This window comes from Kribbella sp. NPDC049227, assembly GCF_043197265.1.
In the GTDB taxonomy this organism is placed as follows: Bacteria; Actinomycetota; Actinomycetes; order Propionibacteriales; family Kribbellaceae; genus Kribbella.
In genome coordinates this window covers 77,448-103,333 of sequence record NZ_JBICST010000006.1, presented here as the reverse complement: position 1 = coordinate 103,333, position 25,886 = coordinate 77,448, and the positions used below count along the sequence as shown (strand labels likewise).

Below are 25,886 nucleotides of genomic sequence, written 5' to 3'. Positions count from 1 at the left end.
CCCGCGGGTGACGGCCGGCATCGGCCGAACCGAACCTCTCTGTCCCAGCCGTGTTGTCAGGGGTGGAAGACGATCTGGGGATACTTCGGGCTTGGGTGGCGGAGGAGGGGCTGGGGTTGGTTGCGGAGGAACTGGTCGAAGAACGCGCCGAGGTAGGCGCGCTGCGCGCGGATGCTCACCGCAGGGTCGACGGTGCCGAGGTGGCCCGCGATCTGCTCGGGCGGCAGACCGAACCTCGCCGCGATCGCCGGGACGGAGAACTGATAGTCGGCGAACGAGCCGTGGGTGCCGGCCGGGATCTCGAGGTCGAGTTTCCAGCCGCTCCGGGCATTCCAGAAACTGGTCCATGACGGGTCGTTGAGCGGCGACTCCGGATTCGGCACGTGTGCATGCCCTTGGGCGCCGAAGAGAAGGAACGGCCGATCGATCCCCTGCTGAGCCGATTCGCTCAGGTCGCCGTCCGGGAAGCCGTATTGCAGTGTGCCGTCGAGATTCACCCCGGCCTTGATCCGGTGGTCCTGCAGCATCGTTTCGGCCGCGGCGAACCCGCCCTGGCTGTAGCCGAACATCCCGATTCGCCGGAGATCCAACGCCCGGCCCAGGCGGTCAGGCGCGTCCTCGGACTCAGCCAGATCCGCCAGGCTGTCCAGCACGAAGCGGATGTCGGCGACCCGGACCGCGACCGTCCTGCGCGGATTGTTGCTGTCGGCGACAACCGGAGCAACACGTCCGCCCGGGAACTCGACCGGCGCCTCGCCGGTGTGGTCGATGGTCACCACGACGTACCCGCGACTGGCCAGATCCTCCACGTGGTGGGTACCGAGGATGCGCGACGTACCCGCTCCCGGCGAGTACAGGATGACCGGGTGCCTCCCGAGTGCCGGCGCATCAGCGTGCGCATGAGTCGGCGTACCGGCGTAGTCGATGCTTCCCGCGGGCAACCCCAGGACGCCCGAGACGTCTTCGGCCAGCGGACCGGCCGATCCCGGTGGCGCGTACGGCGCCCTCGGGCCGACGGGGAACGCCGGATACCAGACACTGACCATCAGCTCTCGTCGTGCAGCCGACGTCCAGGGGTCCTTCCGCGCAGCGTCGGTCAGGTGCAGCGCGGTCGTCCCGATCGGATACCGACCGGTCGGCTCGGGCAGCGTCAACCGGAACGGTGCCGAACGAGCCGCAGACCGGGCCTGCGCGGCCTGCGGCACAGCGATGGCGGCTGCCCCACCGGCGGCCAGAGCAAGAACAGTGCGACGTGAAACCAAACTCATGCAACTACCCTGCGCGCAGCCCTCGTCATCAGGAATCCACCACGCGACGGACCCTCGGTCCCCCGCTGGAATGACCGCGGCTCCCAGACGATACGGAAGCGCAACTCGTCGTGTCAGCGAGTCTCGAGGTATGTGACCACTGCGAGCACCCTGCGGTGGTCGTCGTCGGTCTCCGACAGGCTCAGCTTGGACAGGATGTGCCGGACGTGCTTCTCCACGGTGCCCTCGGTCACCCACAGTCGCCGGGCGATGCCTGCGTTGGACCGTCCCTCGGCCATCAGCGCAAGCACCTCGTGCTCCCGCTCGCTGAGACCGGCCAGCGGGTCGTCGCGTCGCCGTGCGGTCACCAGTTCCTGCACCAGAGCCGGGTCCATCACCGATCCACCCTTGACGATTCGCTCCAGTGTGTCGATGAACTCGGCCACATCTGTCACGCGGCTTTTCAGCAGGTAGCCGATCCGCTGACCGGTGGCGAGCAGCTCCATCGCATCCTCGACCTCGGCGTGGGCCGACAACACCAGGATGCCGATCTCCGGGAGCTCGGTGCGGATCTCCCGCGCGGCATCCAGTCCGTCGGTGGTGTGCGTCGGCGGCATCCGGATGTCGAGCACGACCAGATCGGGCATGAGTTCGCGCACCAGCGGAAGGATCCACGTACTGTCGCCGGTCTGCCCGACCACCTCGAACCCGGATCGCTGCAGCAGACTGGCCAGGCCCTCACGAAGGAGGACATCATCCTCGGCCAGCAGCACGCGCGGGGCAACGACACCGTCGCTGTGCCGGTGCTGCGGGGACGGCCCGGTCGCCATGACAAAGAGTATCCCGATCCGTTCCCGCCCCGCAGCCATCCGGATCCCGTGCCGCAGCTGGTCGACCGGCCGCGGCGGTCGTTCCGGTTCGGGTACGGCGGTGTGCCACGCCTACCGCAGAGTCGCGATCACGATCCGCTCACTCGGGGTTGGGCTGGAGTCCCGCGATCCACCGCAGGGCCGAGCGCTCGATCTCGGCGAGTTCGATGTGGAGCTTGCGGACCTCGTCCGCACCCCAGATCGGCGAACTCACCTGGTGGTGCGTGATCGCCGTCATCATCAGAAATCGGGCCTGGGTGGAGTTGAAGCCACCATGCAGCCACTCTGCGCGTTCCATGCCCGCCTCCGCGGTCGATGCCGAGTATCGGCTAGTGGGGATATCAGTCGTCTTTCGTGCGCGCCAGCGGGTTGTGTACCTGCGCATCGCGGGCGGCGACGTGGCACCGAGGATCACCAGCAGGCTGGGACCAGCAGCGCCCAGGAGCACGGCATAACCGGCGGACGCGACGATCGCTGCAATCGCGGCGCCGGCGATGCGACCGGATCTGGACACGCTCGCGGACATCGTGGTCCCCGCCGGCCTGGACCAGGTACTGGCGGCCACGATCGATCCGATCAGCGTCGCCATGAAGAGCAGCGGGAACACCAGATCGGCCGGCACGAGGAACAGACCCGCCACCAAGCCCGGTACGACGATCCCTCCGGCCACCGCGCTCCACACAAGCCGGTAGGCCTGGCGTCTCGAGCGCATCGCGCACCTCTCAAGGTTTCGTCGTCCAATCCGGGCAGTTGAGCGGCGGACCCGGCGTGGAGGGGTGAGTACTCAAGACCGCCGGGTCCGCCTGTCTAGTTGCCCACGACTGCTTGCCTGGGCCGGCAACGCTTTGGCAGCGCTGCCAGCGCCTCCTGAACCCGCTGCTCCGCGATCGCCTCGATCACGGTCAGCCGGACGGCAGCGACGTACAACCGCGGCCGCAGCGGAGTCGCCTCGGCTTCGAAGCGGTCCTTCCGCTCGTCAGGACTGCACAGTGTTCGCACCCTCGGAGCATCCCGCGACAAGGGCGGCCGTGTCGTCGCGGTGAGCACTCCTCCGCTGGGCATGCTGCCCGGAATCACCACTACCCGCTAGCAGGAATCGCCGACACAGGCGCTCAGTCACCCGGTGTCACGATCCCGGCCGCCAAGCCGAACTCGCGCTCGGACGTACGCCGCGACGGGGAGCATCCGTGCGGAGGTGATCCTCTCAGCGGATCCTCAGCGAGCATCGGTGACACTGGGATCTCTGTCATCGAAGCACAAGGCGGCTGAATGACGTCGGCGGACAACGCGACCCGGCATCGGTACGGCGTACTCGGAGCGAGCGCGGCCGTGGTTGTGGCCGGGACGCTCGGGCTGGTCAGCCTGGCCGACGCCGCGACCGAGTCCGACGGGTTGGCAGCGTTCGATCCCGGCCTGACCGCAGAGGCGGTGTCACACCGGACTCCCGTCCTCACCGCGGTCGCCCGAGCGCTCACCTTCATCGGCAACACGCCCGTCCTCGTCACGCTCACGATCGTCACGGCGCTGATCCTTTGGCGGTGGACCCGGAGTTGGCGAATCCCGGCCGTACTGCTGGTGGCGATGATCGGCTCGTCGGTCTTGACGACCGGATTGAAGACACTCATCGGACGCTCGCGACCGGACGTCTCGCTCGTCCTGGGACCCGTCACGCACTCCTTCGCGTTTCCTTCCGGTCACACGCTGAACTCGACGGTCTTCTTCATCACCGTGGCCGCGTTGGTCTGGGAGAGAATCCGCAGGCCCCGGAATCGGGCCGCGATTCTCGCGGTCGCGGTACTGATGAGCATCGGTATCGGGCTGAGCCGCGTCTACCTCGGCTACCACTGGGCCACCGACGTACTCGCGGGATGGACAGTTGCCGTCGTGTGGCTCGCCATCGTCCTGAACGTCGCCGCCTTCGTCCGCGCACGGTCGGGACCACCCGCCGGCGACGTTGCCACCGGCAATGGATAATGACGGCATGCTGATGGGGCCGCGCCGATCACAGGCGCGAGGCGCACGGTTCAACGCCGCGACGGCGTCGATCGTCCGACGCCTGCCGGGGAGACTGCCGGCAATCGTCCCGCCCAGCCTGGTGGGTTTCATCGTGATCAACGGGCTCACGTTCGGCGTCGACCTCACGCTTCTGACCGTCTTGCGGTCAGGTCTGCGCATGCCGCTGTGGCTCTCGATCACGATCGCCTACGGCTGCGCGTTCGGTCTCGCCTATGTGCTCAACCGCGCCTTCAACTTCCGTTCCCATGCCCCGGTCGGACGGCAGTTCACGATGTACGTCGGCGTCGTCGTGGTCAACTACGCCGTTTGGATCCTCGGCGTCGGCGCTGGGCTCGGCGCACTCGGCCTCGAGTACCACCTCGCCCGGATCATCGCCGGCCTGTGCGAAGGCGTGTACATGTACTGCGCCCTCCGCTGGCTCGTCTTCCGCAGGACCCCGAACGCCGACGCCAACCGGACCACCGTCGTGACAGCCATCGGTGCCGAGATCGGGCTCGGCCGGTGAGGAGGCCGCCGCTGTTTCGAGTTGGTCCTCAGAGACCTGGGTGCTATCGACCCCGCGTGGACGCTCAGTTGCCACCCCTTGCGCTCCACCACATCTGAGGTCTCAAATGGCTGGTGAAGCTTGGCGAACGGGCAACTCGGGGTGCGGTAGGCCGACCACTGCATCGCGGGTGCCGACATGCTGACGTTCGGTCGTCACTCCAGTGGCACGCGACCAGCATGGAGGGCAACCCATGAAGTTCACCTCTCAGATGACCCGCCGTCGAGCGATTGGTCTGGCAACTGCGTCCCTGGTCATCTCCGCCGGCCTGATCACCCCGACAACCTCGATGGGTGCGGCCGCCGGAGGTACCCGCTCAATTCCCAGCGGCGGCACGACGAGTATCCAGACCCGTCCGCTCGGAGTGGACGGTCTCCAGCAGCCGGAGCTGCGGCCCGGAGGCCGGGACGAGGAGGAAGGCGACGGCGAGGCCGGTCAGTTCACCCGTCCGCGCCCGGGGTTCAAGAACGGCAAGTTCCCGAAGAAGCCGCTCGACGCACCGGTCGTCGCGTCCAGCGCCGTGGCCGGTTCCAACCCGGATGTCCAAGCCAGCGTGAACGGCCTGACCCACCGCGACCAACGCCTCGCCAACGGCGGCAACCAGTTCTCGCTCGAGCCGCCCGACCAGGCGCTGTGTGTGGGCAACGGGTTCGTCGTCGAGGCGGTCAACAGCGTGCTGCGAGTCCGCAGCTCGGCGAACGCCGCCGCGCTGAGCGGGGTACAGGACCTCAACACGTTCTTCGGCTACCCGCCCGCGATCAACCGCACGACCGGCGTCATAGGCCCGCAGGTCATCGACCCGGTGTGCCTGTACGACCCGGACCACCAGCGCTTCATGGTGGTTCTCACCACCTTGGGCAGCCTGCCCAACGGTGACTTCACCGGCAAGAACACGATCGACCTCGCCGTGTCGAACACCGGCAGCCCGCTCGGGACCTGGACCATCTACCACGTCCCGGCGCAGAACGACGGGACCGACGGAACACCCGACCACGGCTGCACCGTCGACGGAGTCGTCCACGGCCCGTGTTTCCAGGACTACCCGCACATCGGCCAGGACGCCAACGGCGTGTACGTGTCGACCAACGAGTACGACCTGTTCGGGCCGGGCTTCAACGCCGCGCAGATCTTCGCGTTCTCGAAGGCGCAGCTGGCCGGCCACCCGGCCAGCGTCAACGTGACCCTGGTCGAGAACCTCGCCGTCGACGGCTCGCCGGGCTTCACCGTCTGGCCGGCCAACTCACCGGCCGGGGAGTACTCCAGCGAACGGAACGGCACGGAGTACGCGTTGAGCACCATCGCCGGTGACGGCAGCGAAACCGGCAACCCGACCGGTACCGCGCGTCGGCTGGGCATCTGGGCGATCACCAACACCGCGTCGTTGAACTCCGCGAGTCCGAACCTCGGCATCACGAGCCGGCTGACGAACAGCCAGACGTATGTCGTCCCGCCGGAGTCGGACCAGAAGCCGGGCAACATCCCGCTGGGTGACTGCATCAACGACACGACGATGCCGACACCGTTCGGTCCGGGGTGCTGGCAGGCGTTCTTCGAGCCCGAGGACGAACCCGCGCACGACGAGGTGGAGTCCACGCCGGACTCGCTGGATTCCCGGATGCAGCAGACCTGGTACGTCAACGGCACTCTGTGGGGTTCCTCCGGTACCGCGGTCAGGGTGAACGGCGAGCTCAAGGCGGGCATCGCCTGGTTCGCGGTGAGCCCGAAGATCAATGGCGCCGGCAAGATCCAGGGGCGGGTCACCAAGCAGGGTTACCTCGCCCTCGCGAACAACAACCTCACCATGCCGGCCATCGCCTTCACCCCGGCCGGCAAGGGCGCGATCGCGTTCTCGGTCCTCGGCGAGACCAACTTCCCGAGCGCGGGTTACGTCCGCATCGACGAACGCGGGTCGGTGGGACCGATCCACCTCGCGGCCGCGGGCCTCGGGCCGGCTGACGGATTCACGTCGTACAAGGCGTTCGTCGGGGATCCTCCGCGGACCCGTTGGGGTGACTACGGCGCCGCCGTGACCGACGGCGGCAACATCTGGCTGGCGTCGGAGTACATCGGCCAGACGTGCACGCTGGCGGAGTACTTCCCCTCGCCGGATCTGGCCAATTTCGGAAGCTGCGGAGGCACGCGCACCAGTCTCGGAAACTGGTACACCAGACTGACCAAACTGAGTCAGTGACCTCAGCCGCGAGCTGAACGACTGCGGACCGGGCACCGCGTCCGGTCCGCAGCCAGAGCCCTGGTGAACGTCGTCGTTGCGGATCATCTCCATGGCCGCCACCTGCCGGCCGTCGTAGGCCAGGCCGCGCTATAGCCGCGATGCACAGACATGCGCTCAGGCTGCCGGGCTTGCGGTAGTGCGGGGTACCGGCCTGATGTGGGCGAAGGCGCTGCGGGCGTTCCAGGTGGGGAAGGCTCGTACGAGCGACGAGGGGCCGTGGAGTTGGATGCGGCGGGTGCGGGTGGCCTCGGCCCAGCTGAGCTGGCCGGCGTGCCATTTGACGAAGGCTTCGGCCTCCGCCGTGATGTAGAGGTCCTCGTCGAGGCCGGGGTACGTCTTGCACAGCTCCGTGTCGCCGTGCTCGATCAGCAACCAGTACCGCTCGGGGCGTTGGCGGCCGGTGAAGTCGAAGCGGACGACGACGCGCCGGCCCGGGAGCCGGTCTCGCCGGAGCAGGTTGCACATCGACCACAGGGCCACAAAGGGATCGAGGTGCTCGGGGGCGATCTCGAGCCAGGCGGCACCCCATTCGCCGAGCGACACGCAGACCTTGAACAGGTCCTGACCCGCGGGTGCGAGCTCGTAGTGGCGCCCGCGCCCGTCGGGCTTGAGTGCCGAGCTGACTATGCCGAACCGTTCGAGCTGCTTGAGCCGCTGCGAGAGCAGGGTGCGAGACAGCCCGGGCGCGCCCTCCAGGATCTCGCTGAAGCTGCCGCACCCCAGATACAGGTTGCGCACGATCAGCGGCGTCCAGCGCTCGGCGAAGATCTCGGCGCCGCGAGAGATGGGGCAGTACTGACCGTATGTCCTCACGACGCCAGTGTCTTGCCGCGGCCTTCGCGTGTGAAGTCCAGATTCTTGACTTCACGGCCGGGGTCGACCGCGATGCGATGGTGCCGTCGACAGCGGAAGGGCCGACAAGGCCGGCCCACCCGAGCGAGGAGGTAACCGCCATGGAGATCGACGGGTTCCTGGGCCGGCTGATCACAGCCGACCAGACGGACTACGACGCCGCCAGAGCGGTGTGGAACGGCGTCATCAACCGGCGCCCCCGACTGATCGCTCGCTGCACTGGAACCGCCGACGTGGTCGCGGCCCTGCGTTACGCCCACGACCACGACCTGGAGATCGCCGTCCGGGGCGGGGGGCACAACGTGGCCGGTACGGCGGTCTGCGACGACGGGATCGTCATCGACCTCTCGGCGATGCGGGAGGTGTCGGTCGACCCCGCCGGCCGCACCGCCTCGGTGCAGGGAGGTGCCCTCTGGAGCGACGTCGACCACGAGACGCAGGCCCACGGTCTGGCCACCACCGGAGGCATCGTGAGCCACACCGGCGTCGCCGGGCTCACCCTCGGTGGCGGCCTCGGCTGGCTCATGCGCAAGTACGGGCTCGCCGTCGACAACTTGCTGGCCGCCGAGGTGGTCACCGCCGAGGGCAGCATCGTTCGGGCGTCCACCGACGAACACCCCGACCTGTTCTGGGCACTACGAGGCGGCGGCGGCAACTTCGCCGTCGTCACCTCGTTCCAGTTCGCGCTGCACTCCCTCGGCCCGGACGTCGCCGCCGGTCCCGTCTTCTGGGCGGCCGACGACACCGCGGAGGTACTGCGCTTCTACCGGGACTTCGTCGCCGAAGCCCCCGACGAGCTCGGCAGCGTAGTCAGGCTCGGCACGGTCCCTCCCTGGCCGGAGATCCCCGGTGACCTGCACTGGCGCCCGGCGATCGCTGTCGCCTGCTGCTACGCCGGCGCGGTGGAAGATGGCGAGCGTGCGGTGCGGAGCCTCCGCCGGTTCGGGACGCCGCTCGTGGACCTGGTCGCACCCACGCCGTACGTCGCGCACCAGAGCGCCATCGACGACACCGTTCCCCACGGCCGGCACTACTACTGGAAGTCCACGAACCTCGCCGGGCTCTCCGACGACGCCATCGCTGTCATCGCCGAGCACGCCTACACCGCTGGTTCGCCCCGGTCGTACGCGGCGATGTTCCATCTGGGTGGCGCCGTCGCCCGAGTCCCCCGCGACGCCACCGCCTACGCCGGCCGCGATGTGGCCCACAACATCGTCATCGAAGGAGTGTGGTTGCCAGACCAGGCCGCCGAGCTGGCCGACACCGAGACCGCGTGGGCACGGCAGTTCCTGCAAGCCCTCGAGCCACACCGAGCCGCCGGCGTCTACATCAACTTCCTTGACGCCGACGACGACAGCCGTATCCGAGAGGCCTACGGCGATCACACGTACCGGCGGCTCGCCGAGGTCAAGGCCAAGTACGACCCCGACAACACCTTCCACCACAACAAGAACATCCACCCCACCTGAGCAGCCTGCTTCTATCAATCAGGAGGGGTTCAGCCTGGTGGCTCTCCCGGGTCGATCTGCTGGGCGAGCGATTGCTGGACGCCGACGCGTTCGATCGCGTCGAGTTGGGATCGAACCAGTCCACGTGCGTCTCCTCGTCGCGGACCGTACGGCGTACGGCGGTCACTGCCAGGGCTGCGATCGAGAGGCCCACGAAGATCTCCGACTCGAGGAGCAGCCCAACAGCAGATCAGGCCAGCTTGGCCAGGAAGATCTGCTGCGTGTGGTCCCGCTGCGTACGCGTCGCGCCACGGTCACTCGTGAAGACCACGATGCCTCGATGCACGGCCGGCCAGGTGTTGTTGCCACGGTGGCTCACCTGCGTGGCCGGGGACCAGCCGGTCTTGGCGTCGAGGGTGGCCGTGAAGACCTTCCAACGCCAGTCCGCCGAACGAGAGTCGTACCAGACCGCGCGTACCGTGCCGTCGAGATCCACGCCCAGCCTGGCCCGCTGACTCATCGCGTTCGGAGCGAAGGCAACCTGCTCGAACGCGGTCCAGGTGGCGCCGCCGTCGGTGGAACGGCTGGCTCGGAGCGCGAGGTTGGTCCCGGAACTCCGCAGTTCGCCGCTCTCCCAGATCGCGACGAAGTCGCCGTTCCCGTCCACGGTCAAGCCCGGGTGCCGGTCGGACCGGTCGGTGGCCTTGCTGACCTGGACCGGGCTGCTCCAACTGCCGCGCGGAGACGTGCGAGCCGACGCCAGAATCTGCCAGTTGTCCGGATCCGTGCCACCGCCGGCCGGTTGGCCCGCCGGCGGAGTGTGGCCGGTCCACAGCGGGTCGGGGTCGTAGCGGTCGTCCTGCCAGCTGATCACTGCTTCGCCGCCGTTCGCGACGGCGATGACCGGGAACAGCGAGGCGGGATAGCGCGGAGACCGCGCGTCGGTAGGCACGCCAGGACTGGTCGTCTTGCCCGCAGCGGAGATGTTCACGCCGGCTGCGTCGATGCCGACGACCTGCGCGTAGACGTCGAACGCGCCGTCACTGTTGTCGGACCAGGCGACCAGCGGGTGCTTGCCGTCGATCAGCGCCAGCGCAGGACGAATAGCACGGCCGTCGCCCTTGCTGATCTTGTCCGCGGCCTTGAACGAGCTACCGCTGTTGGTGCTGTGCGCCAGCAGGATCACCGGCTGGTGCGGCTGCTCGTTACCCTGTTCGTCCTCCCACACCACCCACACATCGTCAGCAGTCGCGGCCACGCGCGGGAACCGCGCGGTCCCCGAACCGGACAAGGTGATGGACTTGGTGACTTTGCCCTTGTGGTTGATTCGGCGGTAGACCACCTTGCTGACATGGTCGTCGTGCACCTCGGCCACGACGTGTACGACGTCGCCGACGACAGCAACATCGGAGAAGCCGGTGAAGGTGCCTCTGTCGCCGGTGACCAGCATCGCCTTGTCGTCCGTGGTGTCGGCGGCCGGGAGCGCGATCGCAGGCTGCGGGCTTGCCGGAGCACCGACCGACACGAAGATCGGCGAGGTGGCGCCACGGAGCTGATCCGGCAGGTTCGGGTCGGCGCCGCTACCGGAGGCGCCGCCGGGCGAACGGGCCTCGACCCGGTACCAGTTGTGCACCAGGCCGTGGAGCCGGAGCGGCAGCTCGAACGTCTCGTCGTCCCGCACCGGCCGGAACGTCGCGATCGGACCCGCCGAACGGCCTGGGCTCGCGTAGACGAGGACGCTGGTGCCCTGGCCACCCTTGACCTTCACGCGCAGCGTTGCGTCCTCGGACAGCCTGCGGCCATGGACGACGACCTCGTCGCCGCCGATCGCCTCGAACTCCCCGTCACCGTCGACGTCCGCTTCGATCGTGAGGAACGGTCCCGCGGTCTTCTGCGAGACCGTGGTCCGTCCGCCTCGGAACCCGTCGAGGATGCCCAGGACCGAACGCTCGGCCGCGAACACGTGGGTGGTCGGCATGCCGGGTGAGTCGATGTCCCACAGTTCGCGGAAGTGGCAGTCGCTGGCCGCGGCCACACCGAAGCGGAAGCCGGCGTTCCAGCGGTTCTCGGCGTACTCGATCTCCACGTCCGGGTCACTGGCGACGTTGAGCACCTCGACCAGGTCCGCGCCCTGGACGCTGGCGTTGTCGTTCGGGCCCGCGGCCCGGGTGTACTCGCCGTCGTCAGGGTGGGCCTGCGACCACACGGCGCCCTGAGCATGCGCGTCCCAGACCGACTGCTGGACATGACGAAAGGCCGGCGAACCGGGCGGGTTGGCGCCGTCCACGATCACATCGACGTTGCCCAACACAACGGCGTGTGGCGAACCGTTCGCCTCCTCGCCAGGGAGGAGCAGCAGTGCGGACGACTTCCACTGGGGGTCCCAGACCTGGTCGTACGTCCGGTGGTCGGTCAGCGGCATGAAGTCGAGGCCGGTCCGCTCGCCCTGCGCGATCTGGTCCCCGACCGGCAGATTTCCGGGCAAGGTCTGCTTGGAGGTCTGCCGAGGCCCGCTGCCATCCGACGAGTGGTCGTCGTGGACGTGGGTATCACCCGCCAGCCACGTGCCCCTGGGAGCCTTGGCTGCGCCGGCCTTGCCGACCTTTTCGTCAGCCGCCGGCATCGCATCGGTCGCCGTGAGGGCAGGCACGGCCGCCGCCTGGACAGCGCCGGCCCCGAGGCCGGCCACGGCAACCGAAGCACCAGCCGCGATCACAAACCGCCGACGCGTCAGGCTGGCGGACTCCCCTGGTGTCTCCATGGTGCGATCTGGACCTTTCTGCGGAACAAGTAATTGATCAGGAAGCTAGATCTCCCTACGCGCCACAGAATGAACAGCCCACCAATGACTCGCGCCGATCAGTGGAAGAACACAAGGCCCGGCTCCGCCACCCCCGCCGTACCTGCAACCGTCCGGCCTCAGGCCGCCGCACAACTCCCCCGTCCGCACCGAACCCGATTCTCTGAGACAGAAGAGCTGTCGTTCACGGCGGCAAAGGACAGTCACCCTCGGCCGGAGATCAGGCTCGGCCTAGCTGCTTCTTTGGGCGACCGGTAGGAGGCGCTTCTCGGATTGGCGGAGGTGTTCCCGCATGGCCTCAGCGGCGGCGACCGCGTCTCGCTGCACAATGGCGGTCGCGATGCTCGCGTGCTCGGCGATCGTGTCCAGACCGACCTCGGGCTCGAACCGGAGCCGGTAGAGGTGCCACTGGAAATGCAGTCCGGCCAGAGTCTGCTCGAGCACCGGGTTCCCCGAGTAGCGCGCGATCAGCGCATGGAACTCCGTGTCGTGGGCCGCGAATGCCCGGTAGTGACCGTAGGCGTCGCCGATGTCGTCGGCCCGCATCAAATCGACCATCTCACGCAGGTTCGCGAGCTCGGTGTCGGTAGCGAGCTTCGCAGCCTTGCCGGCCGCGTGCGGCTCGAGCAGATGCCGGATCTCGAACAAGTGGCCTAGCGAGGCCAGGTCGAGCAGCGGCGCGACGGCATAGCCGGTCAGCGCCCGCTTGCGGACGAGGCCGTCGGATTCCAGCCGGGCGAGCGCCTCGCGCACCGGCGTCGTGGAGATCTCCAGCTGGCGTGCCAGCTCCTCGATGTTGATCCGCTCACCGGGCTCGAGCTGGTTGTCCATGACCAGCTCCTTGATCGTCTCGTACGCACCGTCGGTGAGGATCTGCCGTGACGGTCGCTGCGCGTGCGACGGCGATCGCGAACCCTTGCCAGCGTTTTTCATATCGTATATGGTAACGCACACGGCCGAAGCAGGCGACCCCCGACCCGGGTTCCCCAGCCGACGATGTTCGGAAGGCCCCACCGACGTCACACCTCGCGCGCACCCTTCTCGATCGAGCCTGCGCGCACCCTTCTCCATCGAGTGAGGAGAACTACATGCTCATTCCATATAGGATGCATGGAACCACCACCGCTGTACGGGTGCAGGGTCATGGTTGACCGCCAGGGCGACAGTGCCGCGGCGGTCGTGCGTGAGAGCAGCCGACGCGTGTCAACGCCGCGAAGCCGCGCTCCCTGGCTCACCCTCAGACGCCGGGAGGCGCTGACCGGGTACGCCGCGATCCTGCCCTGGTTGCTCGGCTTCCTCCTGCTGACCGCGGGGCCGATGGCCTTCTCGGCCTACCTGATGTTCACCCGCTGGGACCTCATCTCCAGCCCGGAGTGGATCGGCTTCGGCAACTTCACCCGGCTCGTGAAGGACGACGTGTTTCGCGAGGTGCTGTGGAACACCGTCCTCTACACGGCGGTGACCGTGCCGCTCCAGCTGGTGGTGGCGCTAGCGGTCGCGCTGCTCCTGAACCTCGACATCATCGGCCGCAACATCTACCGGGCAGCGGTGTTCCTGCCGTCGCAGATCCCGTTCGTCGCGACCGCGATCCTGTGGTTCATCATCTACAACCCGAACTCGGGACTCGCCAACGAGCTGCTCGGCAAGGCCGGCATCGGTCCCCTGAACTGGCTCGACAACAGCCATACGGTCAAGCCTGCCCTGATCATCATGGGCGTCTGGGCCTTCGGGAACGCGATGATCATCTTCCTGGCCGGCCTGCAGAACATACCGGTGCACCTGCACGAGGCCGCCGCCATCGACGGCGCCGGGACGCTGGGCCGGTTCTGGCACATCACGCTGCCGATGCTGTCGCCGACGATCTTCTTCAACCTCATCATCGGCACGATCGGCGCGCTGCAGGTCTTCGTACCGCCGTACGTGATGACCGCGGGCGGGCCCGGAAACTCCTCGCTGATGGGCGTTCTCTACATCTACCAAATGGGTTTCCAGAACTTCTCGATGGGCTACGCGTCGGTGCTCTCGTGGATCTTGTTCCTCGTGATCTTGATCCTGACGCTCGGGCAGTTCCGGCTCGCGAAGCGCTGGGTGTACTACGAAGGAGACGCGTGATGGTGAAGGTGGCAAGCCCTGCCGCGGCGGACGGCCGCCGGCGCAGGATGCTGATCAAGTTCTCGGGCCGCACCGCGGCGTACGTCGCCCTCACCGTGATCGCGCTCGCCGCTCTCGTCCCGATGGCCTACGCCATCAGCACGTCGCTCAAGCCCAGTGGGCAGGAACTCACGATGCCGATCCGCTGGATCCCCAACCCGGTTGAGTGGGGCAACTACCTGCAGATCTTCCGCGTCGCCCCGCTGCTCACGTTCTTCAAGAACACCATGCTGATCACGCTGGTGACGCTGGTCGGCAACGTCATGGTCTCGGCGCTTGTCGCCTACGCCTTCGCCCGGTTGCGCTTCCCCGGCCGGGACGCACTGTTCGTGGTGGTGCTCAGCACCATCATGCTGCCGTACATCGTCACGCTGATCCCGCAGTTCGTGTTGTTCCGCAACGTCGGTCTGGTCAACACCCTGTGGCCGCTCATCATCCCGTCGCTGTTCGGCCATCCGATCTACATCTTCCTGCTCCGGCAGTTCTTCAAGAGCATCCCGGTCGAGGTCGAGGACGCGGCCCGGCTCGATGGCGCCGGCTTCCTCCGGACCTGGTGGAGCATCGCACTCCCCCTCGCGCGACCCGGCCTCGCCACGGTCCTCATCTTGTCGGTGCTGACGCACTGGAACGACTTCATCGCCCCCCTGGTCTACCTGAACACCCAGGACAAATGGACGTTGTCGCTCGCGGTCAACCTTTTCCAGGGCGACTTCCGGATCAACTACAACCTCATGATGGCGTACGCCGCCGTGATGACGGTTCCCGTCGTACTGGTCTTCTTCGCGTTCCAGAAGTACTTCGTTCGCGGCATCACGCTCAGTGCCACGGCCGGTCGCTGACCGCCGGCGCACACCTGGCAAGGGAGATGGAATTGATGGAAAGAACACTGACCCGTCGCGGACTGCTCGCCGCCGGAGCGGCTGTGTCCGGCGCCGCGCTGCTCGCCGCCTGCAGCTCTGACGGAGCGTCCGGCCAGACCAGCGGAGGCAAGCTCCAGGTCACCGTCTGGCTGGGAGCCGAGGAGCTGAAGGCGATGCAGCAGTTCCTGAAGAAGTTCGAGACCGCGAACCCGTCGATCCAGGTCGAGCTCGTCAACATCGTGAACGGCGGACCGTACGGCTCGACCAAGTTGCAGCAGATGATCGCGGGCGGCGCTCCCCCGGACGTGATGATGCTGAACTCGGGACAGTTCGAGTCGTTCGCGTCGCGCAAGGCCCTGCTCCCGCTCGACGATCTCGTCGCCAAGGACAAGGTCGACCTGTCGGCGTACTGGCCGCAGGCGGTTGCCGGCAGCAAGTACGAGGACAAGCTCTACGGAATGCCGAAGGACATGAGCAACGTCATCGTCTTCCTCAACACGACCCTGTTCAAGAAGGCGGGCGTCCCGCTGCCACCCGCGGACTGGGACTGGGAGCAGTACCGCGCCACCGCCAAGGAACTGACCACGAAGCTCAACACCGGTACGAAGGTCACCAAGTGGGGCACGATCCTCGTCAACGCCGACTGGAACTGGTCGCCGTTCGTCTGGACCAACGGAGGCGAGGTCTACCAGGGCAAGGACTGCAAGCTCACCGACCCGAACGCCGCTGCGGCCCTGGACTACTACTTCGGGCTCAGGGTCAAGGACAACGCCGCTCCGACGCCGGGAGCGCTGGCGTCGTTCGGCACGCAGAACGCCGAGAACGCCGCCTTCCTCGGTGGGGCGATCGGGTTCGGCATCTTCGGACCGTGGCTGCGGCCGGGGCTGATCGCGCAGAAGGGCCTCGACTGGGCCGTGCGTCCGGTACCGCGGGGACCACAGGGCCAGGAGCCGGTCATCCCGGTGTTCACCGACATGTGGGGCATCTCGGCGTCCACGAAGCGGCGTGACGACGCCTGGACGCTGGTCAAGTGGCTGTCGAGCGAGGAGGGCCTGCAGAGCTGGCTCGACATCTACGGGGGTCGTTCCATCACGCCGATGAAGAGCCTCACGTTGAGCAACCAGTGGCTCAACTACGGCGGTGCGCAGCACCGTGCCGACAACCAGATGATCCTCGACCAGCTCACGGAGTCGAACCGCAAGCCTGCGGTGGCATTCGCGAATGGCGCCGAGGCGCAGACCCTGTGGAACAACGAGTTCAAGGTGGCGATCGTCGGCCAGGAGTCCACTCAGCAGGCGGTCGACAAGGTCTGCACCGGATTGACGACGATCCTCGGGCGGGAGCGATGACCGACCGGCCGACACGCGCCACGCAACGGGTACGCATCGGCCAGACCGACGTCGAAGTGACCCGTCTCGGACTCGGAACGGCACCGCTCGGCGGCTGGCCGGAGGCGACCGACCCCACTGTCGCCGACGCCACCATCCAGGCCGCCTGGGACGCCGGGATCCGGTTCTTTGACACCGCTCCCCTCTACGGGCACGGTCTGTCCGAGACCTGGCTGGGGCAGAAGTTGTCGAAGCTTCCGCGCGACGAGTGCGTGGTGGCCACCAAGGTCGGCCGACTGCTCCGGGCGGTCGATCCGGAAGAACCGTCACTGTTCCACGGGACTCCACCGGTCAACCCGATCTACGACTTCAGCTACGACGGCACCGTCCGGTCGCACGAGGAGAGCCTCGACCGGCTCGGCCTGGACAGCCTCGACATCGCCCACATCCACGACCCCGACGACCACTACGACGAAGCCCTCGACGGAGCTCGCCGGGCCTTGCAGGACCTCAAGGCCGCAGGTCGGATTCGCGCAGTCAGCGCTGGCATGAACCAGGCGGAGATGCTCACCCGCTTCGCGCGAACCGGCGACTTCGACTGCTTCCTGCTGGCCGGCCGGTACACGCTGTTGGAACAGGGCGCACTCGACAGCCTGCTGCCGGAATGCCTCGACCGCGGAATCTCGGTGATCACCGGCGGGGTCTTCAACAGCGGCGTACTCATCGACCCCGACCAGCAGGCCTACTACAACTACGCCGACGCCGCACCGGAGATCGTCGAGCGCGCACGGCGCATCGGCGCGATCTGCGCCCGGCACGACGTACCGGTCAAGGCCGCTGCCCTGCAGTTCCCTCTCGGCCACCCCGCGGTCGCGTGCGTCCTCACCGGTGCCCGCACACCGGCCGAACTCGAGGAGAACGTGGCTCTGTTCGACCTGCCCATTCCACCGGCGCTGTGGGAAGACCTGAAGCGAGAGCAGTTGCTTCGTGACGACGCGCCCGTACCTGAGGAGATCTGAATGAGCTTGCCCATGACAACGACCCATCCGCTGCAGGCCCTGCAGGCCGGTCATCTGCTCCGCCCGGTCCGGGCGAGCTCGCGCCGATCGAGCTCGTGGGACCGGACCGGCGCGAACCACGACTGGGTCTCGGTCGGCGCCGGCGATACCGTCACGCTCCTGGAGCACGACGGCCCGGGCTGCGTCACCCACTTTTACGCCGCGATGATCATGCCGCGGATCACCGACTACCGCGACGCGATCGTCCGGTGCTACTGGGAGGGTTCGAGCATCCCGTCGGTCGAGGTCCCGCTCGGCGACTTCTTCGGACTCTCGCACGCCCGGATCCGAGAGTTCTCGAGCCAGATGATGGCGGTCAACCCGGGTTACGGCCCGTCACACGGCCTCAACTGCTACTTCCCGATGCCGTTCGCCGAGCACGCCCTGATCACCTTGGAGAACAGGGGAACCGAGACCCTCGGAGGTCCGCACGGCGCACTGTGGTTTCACGTCGACTACGACGTGTACGCCGAGCCGCTGCCGGACGAGACGCTGCACTTCCACGCCCAGTTCCGGCAGGAGCTCACCACCGAGGCGATCGGCGACACCCCGAACCAGACGCTCCACGACGCGGTCAACCTCACCGGCGAGCACAACTATGTCGCGCTCGAGGCCGAGGGCCGGGGTCACATGGTCGGCCTCCACCTCCAGGTGCACAACAAGGGCGGCGGCTGGTACGGCGAGGGCGACGACATGGTGTTCATCGACGACGCCACGTGGCCGCCCAGCATCCACGGCACCGGGACCGAGGAGATCTTCGGCGGCGGCGCATGCCCGAACGTCGAGTACGCATCGGCGTACACCGGTTTCCACATGATCGAGTCGCCCGATTTCTCCGGACTGACGGGGATGTACCGCTGGTACGTGCACGATCCGCTCCGCTTCGAGCGCAACATCCGGTGGACGATCGAGCACGGGCACGCCAACAACTTCGCCAACGGCTACGCCTCGGTGGCGTACTGGTACCAGGACTCGATCGCGACCCGCCAACCCGCACTGCCGTCGCGGACGGATCTCCTGCCGCCGCTCGACGAGCGCCACGAAGACCTCTACGAGCGGATGATCGCGACGGCCAGGCGTGCGCGCGAGAACGGGGACTCGTTGGGCCTGCTGCGCTTCGACGAGCTCGGTTCCGCGTTCTACCGCGGTGAGTGGGACAAGACGGAGCGCCTCTTGGGGACCTTCGCGTGATGACCCTGCGTCCGCTGCGGGAGTTACTCGCGGATCCCACCACCCGGTTGACCGCGACCTTCCTGCTGATCCCGCGGCTGGAGCTGGTGGAGCTGTTGGCCGACGCGGGTTTCGACGCCGTCGTGGTCGACCTGGAGCACGGACCGATCGCGGTCGCCGAGCTCCCAGGACTGGTGGCGGCCGGGCACGGTGCCGGCGTCTACGTCCTGGCCAGGTTGGGCGAACGGACACCCGCCACGATCGGCGGCGTACTCGACAGCGGTGTGGACGGAGTGGTCCTGCCACACGTCGAGAGCGCCGACGACGCGCGGGACGCGGTCGACGCCGCCCGCTTCCCGCCGGACGGGTCCCGCAGCCTCAATCCCTATGTCCGTGCCGCCGGCTACGACGCGGCCGAGTCCTTCCTCACCACGGCCAACGCCGGCCTCGCCGTTCTCGTCATGGTGGAGGGAAAGGATGGTCTCGCCGCCCTCGACGACATCGCGGCCGTTGCCGGTGTCGACGCGGTCTTCGTCGGTCCCGTGGATCTGTCGGCCTCGCTCGGGCTCCCGGGCGAGCCCGAGCATCCCGTCGTACTCGAGAAGGTCCGTGACCTGATGGACCGGCTCGCGCTGGCGGGCGTCGGGACTGGCATCTACTGCCCGACGCCGCAGGCCGCCGCGCGCTGGCAGCGGGCCGGCGCCCGGCTGGCCACGCTGTCCGCCGACATCGCGATGGCCGGTGCCGGCTTCCGCCGCACTGTGAAAGAGCTTCACGACCTGAACACGGAGGGCCGATCACGATGAAGATCGTCGAGGTGGAGTCGTTTGTCCTGCACGCGCCGATCCCACGGCGGGTGACCGATGCGTTCAACCAGGCCGACCGATGGGGACTCCCGGGAGTCCGGATCCGGACCGACGAGGGTCTGGAGGGTACGGGCTACACGAGCACGCTGACCCACGGCGACTTCGCGATCAAGGACATCCTCGACCGCATCTATGCGCCCCTGCTGCTCGGGGAGGACCCGCTCGACACCCAACGGCACTGGGACCGGCTCTACTGGTCCGACGCGCACTGGGTCGGCCGGCTCGGAATCACGCACATGGCGTTGGCGGCGGTCGACATCGCGCTGTGGGACCTCAAGGCGAAGCACTGCGGACTGCCGCTGTGGCGGCTTGTCGGCGGCCACAAGCAGGGTCAGGTGCGCTCGTACAACACTGACGGCGGCTGGCTGAACTTCGAGGTCCCCCGGCTGATCGACGAGATGTCGAGGATCGTCGAGCAGGGCTGGTCCGGCGTCAAGATGAAGATCGGCAAGGAGGATCCGCGCGAGGACCTGCGCCGTGTCGCCGCGGTGCGCGATGCCCTCGGACCGGACATCGACCTGATGATCGACGTCAACCAGCGCTGGAACCGGACGCAGGCGGTGGCCTGGGCGGAAAGGTTCGCCGAGTTCGACATCGGCTGGCTCGAGGAACCGATCGACCCCGACGACGTCGACGGCCATGCCCGGATCGCGGACGCGACCAGTATCCCGATCGCGGTCGGCGAGCACGTCTACACGCGCACCGCGTTCCGTGACCTGATCGTGCGCGGGAACATCGGGGTCGTTCAGGTGGACGCCACCCGGGTCGGCGGCATCACCGAATGGCTCGCCGTCGCCGACCTGGCCAACGCGTACCACGTACCCGTCGTACCGCACCACGCCGACATGATGCGGGTGCACCAGCACCTGGGTGTCGGTCATCCCGGCTCACCGATGATCGAGTGCATCCCCTGGCTGCAGGAGCTGTTCCACGAGCCCGCCGACATCCGGTCCGGCGTGTTCCACGTGTCGGAGACGCCCGGTGCGTCGACCACCTTCACCGACGAAGCGTTCGCGCAGTACCGGGTGGGGTGACATGGACGCGAAGATCGTGGCGGAGCTTGGTCGCGAGATCTACCTGGCCGAGCAGAAAGCAGTCCCGTTCGAGCCGTTGAGCCAGCGGCATCCGGACCTGGACCCGTCGGCAGCGTATGCGGTACAGGAAGAGTACGTGCGGCTGCGCACCGAACACGGCGCTCGGCTCGTCGGCCGGAAGATCGGCTGCACGAGCAGGGCGATCCAGGATCTGTTCGGCATCGACACCCCGGACTACGGCCATCTGTTCGACGACATGGTGGTGCCCGCCGGCGGCACGATCGCCACCTCGGAGCTGATCGCGCCGATGGTCGAGCCGGAGATCGCCTTCGTCCTCGGTCACGACCTGCACGGACCGAACGTCACCGCCGAGGACGTCCTGGCCGCGACTGTTCGGGTGCTTCCGGCGTTGGAGATCATCGACAGCCGGATCCGCGACTGGCGCATCGTGTTCGCCGACACCGTCGCCGACAACGGCAGCAGCTCGCGATGCGTGTTCGGGCCGGAGATTCCGTACACCTCCGACTTCGATCTGGTCGCCGAGTGGGTCCACCTGCGCCGCGACGGCAACGAATTCGACGCCGGCAGCGGCGCCGACGTACTCGGCCATCCGGCGACAGCGGTCGCCTGGCTCGCCAACGCCATCGCCGAGTACGGCGGAGCGCTACGGGCGGGCGACTACATTCTGTCCGGCTCCATGACCCGCGCTGCTCCGGTGCTGCCCGGCGAGACGTACGTCGCCGAGTTCGCCACGCTGGGCAGCGTCTCCTGCCTCTTCACCTGAAAGGAATGGCATGTCGAGCGTTCTCACGCACGAGCGGATGGAGCAGACCATCCGTACCTACTCGATGCCTGCAACGAGGCCGACGCCGCGAAAATCCAGGCGTGCTTCGTCGACGACGGGGTGCACTACTTCCCGCCGGGCATGTACGGCGGACCTTTCGTCGGCGCTCAAGCGATCGCCACGGCGTGGGTCAAGGCGGTCGAGACAGTGGGCTCGGTCTGGACCGTCGACCAGATCGTGACTGATCCCGCCTCGGCGCGCGCGGTCATCGAGTGGACCCACTTCAAGACCTACCAGCAGAAGGTGCTGCGCGGCGACGAGTGGTACATCTTCGACGACGAGAGCGGGCTGATCCGCGAGATCCGCGCGTACTACGCCTCGCCGCAGGACAGCGACCTCTCACAGCTCGAGCTGGGTGGGTTCGATTACGCCGAGCGCGGCTACCCGATGCGCTCGCCGCTCACGCGGGAACAGCCGGCATGACCCAGCGCGGCTGGCAGCAGTCGCGCGGCTGGGGCTGGGTGTGGGGCGCCGACGACGAGATCGGCGCCCTCAACACCATCGATGCGTCATCGCGCCTGGCCGCCTTGCAGTCCGTCACGACAGGAACGGCGTACGACCTCGGCGTCCTCGTCGATCGAACCTCGTTCCTCGCCAGCCCGCACGTCGGCACCGAAGTCGTCACGTTCCGCACGCCCCACGGGCTCACGATGGACACCGGGACCGAGCTCGGCTCCCCCGGCGTCAGCTTCAACACGTCGCTCGTCGTCGTCTCCGACCACGCGGGGACGCAGATCGACGGGCTCTGCCACGCCACGCTCGGTCCCGACCACCACTGGTACAACGGCGCCACCGCGGAAGCGCACGGCCGGGATTTCGGGCCGGGAAGATCGGCAGCGCACACGTTCCCGCCGATCATCGCGCCCGGGATCCTGATTGATGTCGCCGCAGCCGCAGGAGTCGACGAGCTTCCCCCGCATCACCCGATCACCCCGACCGACCTGCAGGACGCGGTGCGCCAGCAGGACGCCGAGATACGCCCTGGAGACGTCGTCCTCATCCGCACCGGCGCGCTGCGGCACTGGGGCGAGATCGGCGCGGACCACCCGGCACTCGCCGGCCCGGACACCGCCGGTCTGACCCTCGAGAGCGCACGCTGGCTGGTCGAGGAATGCGGGGCAATGCTCATCGGCAGCGACACGTCCACTGTCGAGGTGATGCCGCCTGTCGACGGCGACAACCAGTCGCCGGTGCACTCGTACCTGCTGGTCGAACAAGGCGTGCCGATGTGCGAACTGCACTACCTGGAAGAGCTCGCAGCGAGTCAGACCTACCGGTTCTGCTACATCGCCCTGGTCCCGAAGCTCCGCGGCATCACCGCCGGCTTCGCCCTCCGCCCAGTCGCACTCGCGTAGCCGCGCGTGATGTACGACGATCGCCCGGTCCTGGCGCTGCTATCGCGGCAGGTCCCAGCGTTCCCGGGACAGTAAGGTCTGGGCACCGCCGACGCTCAAGGCGCCCGGGCCGGCTCCGCGGATCGTGTCGGTCGCGCCGTCCACCTCCAGCGCCGCTCCACCCAGATCCGTGGATTCCTCAGAAGCCGCGATCTAGACGAGTGAGCGCCGCGTCCAGCCCGGATGAGCGGTTGGCTGTTTATGCTGCGTCGGTGTCGATCACTGTGAGGATCATCGATGTGTCGGGCACCGGCCGGGTCGGTGGGACGACGATGCTGGAGGGGGTTTCGAGCAGGATCGCGCTTCGCGATCTTGTGCGGACGCGTGTTCGGGAGGAGGTGGCGCGCTTCAATGCCGCTCCGGAGCCGGTGTTCACCGGTTTGGTCATGCCCGAGGGAGGAGTGGCGACCGAAGCGGGCTTCCGGTTGCCGAAGCAGCGGCGGCTCGATTGGGAGCGGCAGGCTGATCGGGCGATCGAGGCATTCGAGCGCAACGGGTTCTTCGTGCTGGTCGACGACCGGCAGGTGACCGACCTCGACGAGGAACTCGAGTTGACGGTGGACTCCGACATCCGTTTCGTCCGCCTTGTTCAGCTGGTCGGTGGCTGAGCGTGGCGCAGTCAATCGATGGTGGGGCAGCCGCGATGGTGGCGGCTGCGCTGCAGGCCCTCAGCAGTCGGTCGTGGATGCCCGGGCCGGAAGCTCGGGCGCTGCCGCAGGTTCAAGCGATCCTGCGGGGCTCGGACGCGCTTCGGCGGGACTGCATTCTCAGCGTCTTCGACCGGATAGACAGTTATCGCAGCGTCCAGCTGCTATCGGTGATCGCGCGGAAGCGCGTCGAGCTGTCGGCGGAGCATATGGAGCGGTTGCTGACTCCGCCGCTTGCGCAGGTCGGGCAGTCGGAGCGGTGGTGGAACAGCGAGTGCCTCCGCCTGATGAGCCGGCACATCGAGCACGCCTACGCTGCGCTGCCCGACGCGGAGCAGGACCGGCTGAAACCGCTGCTCGGGCGTGCGGCCGAAGGGGTTCGAGACGCAGCCACCGCGACCAGGCTGCGCAAGCTCGTAGGCCCCAGTGATGGAATCCGCGTCGACTTGATCGACGATGGTGATGACATCGGCCCTCGGCTGCGAGCCGCGTTCGAGGCGGCCGACACCCGGGTACCCCTGCCCGATCTCGGACCCGAGGTACAGGAATCGATCGGCACACGTGCGACGGCGCTCGATCTCCTTGCGGCGTATCCCCCAAGCGGTCGACCTTCGAAGAAGTGGCTCGCCGAGGCCGGCCGCGTTCGCGGCCAGTTGTCCCGGCCCGCGGCTCTGGTCGGCGCGCTCCTCGATGCTGCCCTCGACGCGGCCGAGACCAACACGGAGTACGGCCACGGCGATCGGGCCTACACCGTGACGCGATACGCCACCGCAGGCAACGAGGCCTTCCTGTGTGGAGTTGTCGCGATCGCCGGGCTTCTCGGGGATCCGGCGCTCCTGCCGCAACTCCGGCGCCTTGCCATCAAGAGTGTGACCGTGATCGGAGGTCAGTTCGGCAGTCCACGAAGCCTGCGACTCGCCAACGGATCAGCGCAGGCGATGGCCGATATCGGCGCCCCGGCGTCCATCACTGAACTGCTCGCGCTCGAGCGTTCCGTTCGGCACGGGACGCTGCTGAAACAGATCCGCAAGGCCATCGACGCGCTGGCCGCTGCGCAGGGAATGACACGCGAGCAACTGCTGGAACGCGCTGTCGAAACACATGATCTCGACAAGGATGGCGAACGCCTCGTATCGCTGTCGCGAGGGTCCGCCCTGATCGTCGTGGACGGACGAACTGCATCACTTGTCTACCTCGACGAGAACCAGACGCCACGGAAGTCGGTTCCGGCGGATGTGAAGCAGGCTGACGCCGAAACGCTTGCCGCGGTCCGCGCCGACCTCAAGGCGATCCGCAAGACGATCGCCGGCGAGCGCCTGCGGCTCGACGGGCTGATGTCCCTGGACCGTCGTTGGCCGATCGACGAGTGGCGCACCTGGTACCTGGACCATCCGATCACCGGCCGACTGACACGCACGCTGGTCTGGGAGTTCAGCACACCGCAAGGAGACAGCATCGTCGGAGTTCCACGCGATGCCGCGACCGCGGTCACCAGTTCGGGCCGGCAGGTCGCGATTCCGCTTGATGCGGAGGTGCGGCTCTGGCACCCGATCCACGCGACCGCGGACGAGGTTCGCTCCTGGCGAGCCCATCTCCTCGAGCAGCACGTCGTTCAGCCACTCAAGCAGGCGTTCCGCGAGCTCTACGTGCTCACGCCCGCCGAGGAGCAGACCCGCGTGTACTCGAACCGCTTCGCCAGCCACATCTTCGGGCAGGTCCAGGCTCGCGCGTTGATGAAAGGGCGCGGGTGGACGCCGGTTGCCGTCGCGTGGTGGGACGACGGCATCGACCACGGAGTCGCGCGGCGAACCTTCGACACCGCCGGGATCCGTGCCGAGTTCTTCTTCGACCCGATCATCGATCACGAACCGACCGCGAGCGATCTCTACCCGTACTGCACCAGCGATCAGGTGCGATTCGTCGATCTCCACAGCGATGACTCGATCGAACTCGCCGATGTGCCGCCACTGATCCTCACCGAAGCGATGCGTGACGTCGACCTGTTCGTCGCGGTGACATCGATCGGAGCCGATCCGGAGTGGCTCGACCGCGGAGCAGAGCGCCAGTTCGACACGTACTGGCACACCTACGGCTTCGGCACACTGTCTGCTGCAGGCGAGATCCGCCGCGACGTCCTCGCACAACTCGTACCGCGTCTTGCCATCGCCGACCGGTGTGAACTCGAGGATCGCTACCTCACAGTGCGCGGCGACCTACGCACCTACCGCATCCATCTGGGCAGCGGCAACATCCTCATGTCACCGAACGACCAGTACCTCTGCATCGTCGCCGCCCGCGACCCCCGGGCCGGCAAACTCTTCCTCCCCTTCGACGACGACCCCGTCCTCAGCCTGGTCCTCAGCAAGGCGTTCCTCCTGGCAAACGACACCAAAATCAAAGACACCACGATCACAGCCCAGATCAACCACCACTAGCTCGACACCGTCTGCTCGACCCGGCGACGACTGCGTTGGGCTGCAGAACCGGCGACCCGGCCGCCGTGGAGCAGCGAGAGCTCGGCGCGT

The 25,886-nt window shown here is 67.5% G+C and carries 22 protein-coding genes and 1 pseudogene; 16 read left to right on the top strand and 7 right to left on the bottom strand.

Features of this window, described 5'->3' with window-relative positions; genetic code table 11:
- Positions 1-56 precede the first annotated feature (56 nt).
- The 4 genes from ACGFH6_RS26455 to ACGFH6_RS26440 form a co-directional block, all read right to left on the bottom strand.
- Positions 57-1,268 (bottom strand): alpha/beta hydrolase family protein, encoded by a 1,212-nt coding sequence (locus tag ACGFH6_RS26455; RefSeq protein ID WP_393388990.1) that lies wholly within the window; start codon positions 1,266-1,268, stop codon positions 57-59.
- 113 nt (positions 1,269-1,381) lie between these two features.
- Positions 1,382-2,077, bottom strand: coding sequence for a response regulator (locus ACGFH6_RS26450; RefSeq protein WP_393388987.1), 696 nt, complete (start codon positions 2,075-2,077; stop codon positions 1,382-1,384).
- Between the two features lie 139 nt (positions 2,078-2,216).
- Positions 2,217-2,828: a hypothetical protein gene (locus ACGFH6_RS26445; RefSeq protein WP_393388984.1), complete on the bottom strand. Its 612-nt coding sequence runs from the start codon at positions 2,826-2,828 to the stop codon at positions 2,217-2,219.
- 95 nt (positions 2,829-2,923) lie between these two features.
- Entirely contained in the window at positions 2,924-3,115 is a 192-nt protein-coding gene (locus ACGFH6_RS26440; RefSeq protein ID WP_393388981.1) for a hypothetical protein, read from the bottom strand.
- A gap of 270 nt (positions 3,116-3,385) precedes the next feature.
- Here ACGFH6_RS26440 and ACGFH6_RS26435 point away from each other — a divergent pair, with 270 nt between their 5' ends.
- The 3 genes from ACGFH6_RS26435 to ACGFH6_RS26425 all read left to right on the top strand — a co-directional run bounded on the left by ACGFH6_RS26435 (position 3,386) and on the right by ACGFH6_RS26425 (position 6,867).
- Positions 3,386-4,090: a phosphatase PAP2 family protein gene (locus tag ACGFH6_RS26435; protein WP_393388978.1), complete on the top strand. Its 705-nt coding sequence runs from the start codon at positions 3,386-3,388 to the stop codon at positions 4,088-4,090.
- Positions 4,091-4,097: 7 nt separating this feature from the next.
- The gene (locus ACGFH6_RS26430; RefSeq protein WP_393388975.1) at positions 4,098-4,637 is read left to right on the top strand and encodes a GtrA family protein; all 540 of its coding nucleotides are present in this window, start codon (positions 4,098-4,100) and stop codon (positions 4,635-4,637) included.
- A 232-nt stretch (positions 4,638-4,869) separates the two neighbouring features.
- A complete protein-coding gene (locus ACGFH6_RS26425; protein ID WP_393388973.1) occupies positions 4,870-6,867 on the top strand; it encodes a hypothetical protein in 1,998 nt (665 codons plus the stop codon).
- 156 nt (positions 6,868-7,023) lie between these two features.
- Here ACGFH6_RS26425 and ACGFH6_RS26420 read toward each other — a convergent pair whose 3' ends face one another.
- The gene (locus ACGFH6_RS26420; protein ID WP_393388970.1) at positions 7,024-7,722 is read right to left on the bottom strand and encodes a winged helix-turn-helix transcriptional regulator; all 699 of its coding nucleotides are present in this window, start codon (positions 7,720-7,722) and stop codon (positions 7,024-7,026) included.
- A 140-nt stretch (positions 7,723-7,862) separates the two neighbouring features.
- Here ACGFH6_RS26420 and ACGFH6_RS26415 point away from each other — a divergent pair, with 140 nt between their 5' ends.
- A complete protein-coding gene (locus tag ACGFH6_RS26415) occupies positions 7,863-9,230 on the top strand; it encodes an FAD-binding oxidoreductase (protein WP_393388967.1) in 1,368 nt (455 codons plus the stop codon).
- Between the two features lie 229 nt (positions 9,231-9,459).
- Here the strand turns inward: ACGFH6_RS26415 and ACGFH6_RS26410 are convergent, their stop codons facing one another.
- Together ACGFH6_RS26410 and ACGFH6_RS26405 are read right to left on the bottom strand one after the other, a co-directional pair.
- The gene (locus ACGFH6_RS26410) at positions 9,460-11,970 is read right to left on the bottom strand and encodes a CehA/McbA family metallohydrolase (RefSeq protein ID WP_393388964.1); all 2,511 of its coding nucleotides are present in this window, start codon (positions 11,968-11,970) and stop codon (positions 9,460-9,462) included.
- 270 nt (positions 11,971-12,240) lie between these two features.
- Positions 12,241-12,942 (bottom strand): GntR family transcriptional regulator, encoded by a 702-nt coding sequence (locus ACGFH6_RS26405; RefSeq protein WP_393388962.1) that lies wholly within the window; start codon positions 12,940-12,942, stop codon positions 12,241-12,243.
- Positions 12,943-13,209: 267 nt separating this feature from the next.
- Between ACGFH6_RS26405 and ACGFH6_RS26400 the strand changes: the two genes are divergently transcribed.
- The 12 genes and pseudogenes from ACGFH6_RS26400 to ACGFH6_RS26345 all read left to right on the top strand — a co-directional run bounded on the left by ACGFH6_RS26400 (position 13,210) and on the right by ACGFH6_RS26345 (position 25,796).
- Positions 13,210-14,121 carry a carbohydrate ABC transporter permease gene (locus tag ACGFH6_RS26400; RefSeq protein ID WP_393388959.1) on the top strand — a complete coding sequence of 304 codons (912 nt, stop codon included), beginning with the start codon at positions 13,210-13,212 and terminating at the stop codon, positions 14,119-14,121.
- Complete coding sequence (locus tag ACGFH6_RS26395; protein WP_393388957.1) at positions 14,121-14,999, top strand: carbohydrate ABC transporter permease; 879 nt, start codon at positions 14,121-14,123, stop codon at positions 14,997-14,999. Before ACGFH6_RS26400 ends, ACGFH6_RS26395 begins: the two co-directional genes overlap by 1 nt.
- Positions 15,000-15,034: 35 nt before the next feature.
- Positions 15,035-16,369, top strand: a complete 1,335-nt coding sequence (locus tag ACGFH6_RS26390) for an ABC transporter substrate-binding protein (RefSeq protein WP_393388953.1) — start codon at positions 15,035-15,037, stop codon at positions 16,367-16,369.
- Positions 16,366-17,367, top strand: coding sequence for an aldo/keto reductase (locus tag ACGFH6_RS26385; RefSeq protein WP_393388950.1), 1,002 nt, complete (start codon positions 16,366-16,368; stop codon positions 17,365-17,367). Before ACGFH6_RS26390 ends, ACGFH6_RS26385 begins: the two co-directional genes overlap by 4 nt.
- On the top strand, positions 17,368-18,597 hold the full coding sequence (locus ACGFH6_RS26380; RefSeq protein ID WP_393388948.1) for a glycoside hydrolase family 172 protein: 1,230 nt from the start codon (positions 17,368-17,370) through the stop codon (positions 18,595-18,597). It abuts the gene before it with no gap.
- On the top strand, positions 18,597-19,382 hold the full coding sequence (locus ACGFH6_RS26375; protein WP_393388945.1) for an HpcH/HpaI aldolase/citrate lyase family protein: 786 nt from the start codon (positions 18,597-18,599) through the stop codon (positions 19,380-19,382). The genes ACGFH6_RS26380 and ACGFH6_RS26375 overlap by 1 nt, the downstream gene beginning before the upstream one ends.
- The gene (locus ACGFH6_RS26370; RefSeq protein WP_393388942.1) at positions 19,379-20,476 is read left to right on the top strand and encodes a mandelate racemase/muconate lactonizing enzyme family protein; all 1,098 of its coding nucleotides are present in this window, start codon (positions 19,379-19,381) and stop codon (positions 20,474-20,476) included. Before ACGFH6_RS26375 ends, ACGFH6_RS26370 begins: the two co-directional genes overlap by 4 nt.
- A 1-nt stretch (position 20,477) precedes the next feature.
- Positions 20,478-21,260, top strand: a complete 783-nt coding sequence (locus tag ACGFH6_RS26365) for a 2-keto-4-pentenoate hydratase (protein ID WP_393388940.1) — start codon at positions 20,478-20,480, stop codon at positions 21,258-21,260.
- A 72-nt stretch (positions 21,261-21,332) separates the two neighbouring features.
- Positions 21,333-21,743 (top strand): annotated as a pseudogene (locus tag ACGFH6_RS26360) (nuclear transport factor 2 family protein); the annotation flags it as partial.
- The gene (locus ACGFH6_RS26355) at positions 21,740-22,675 is read left to right on the top strand and encodes a cyclase family protein (RefSeq protein ID WP_393388938.1); all 936 of its coding nucleotides are present in this window, start codon (positions 21,740-21,742) and stop codon (positions 22,673-22,675) included. The pseudogene ACGFH6_RS26360 and the gene ACGFH6_RS26355, both read left to right, overlap by 4 nt.
- Positions 22,676-22,875: 200 nt before the next feature.
- On the top strand, positions 22,876-23,322 hold the full coding sequence (locus tag ACGFH6_RS26350) for a hypothetical protein (protein ID WP_393388935.1): 447 nt from the start codon (positions 22,876-22,878) through the stop codon (positions 23,320-23,322).
- A 2-nt stretch (positions 23,323-23,324) separates the two neighbouring features.
- Positions 23,325-25,796, top strand: coding sequence for a DUF4132 domain-containing protein (locus ACGFH6_RS26345; RefSeq protein WP_393388932.1), 2,472 nt, complete (start codon positions 23,325-23,327; stop codon positions 25,794-25,796).
- Positions 25,797-25,886 lie beyond the last annotated feature (90 nt).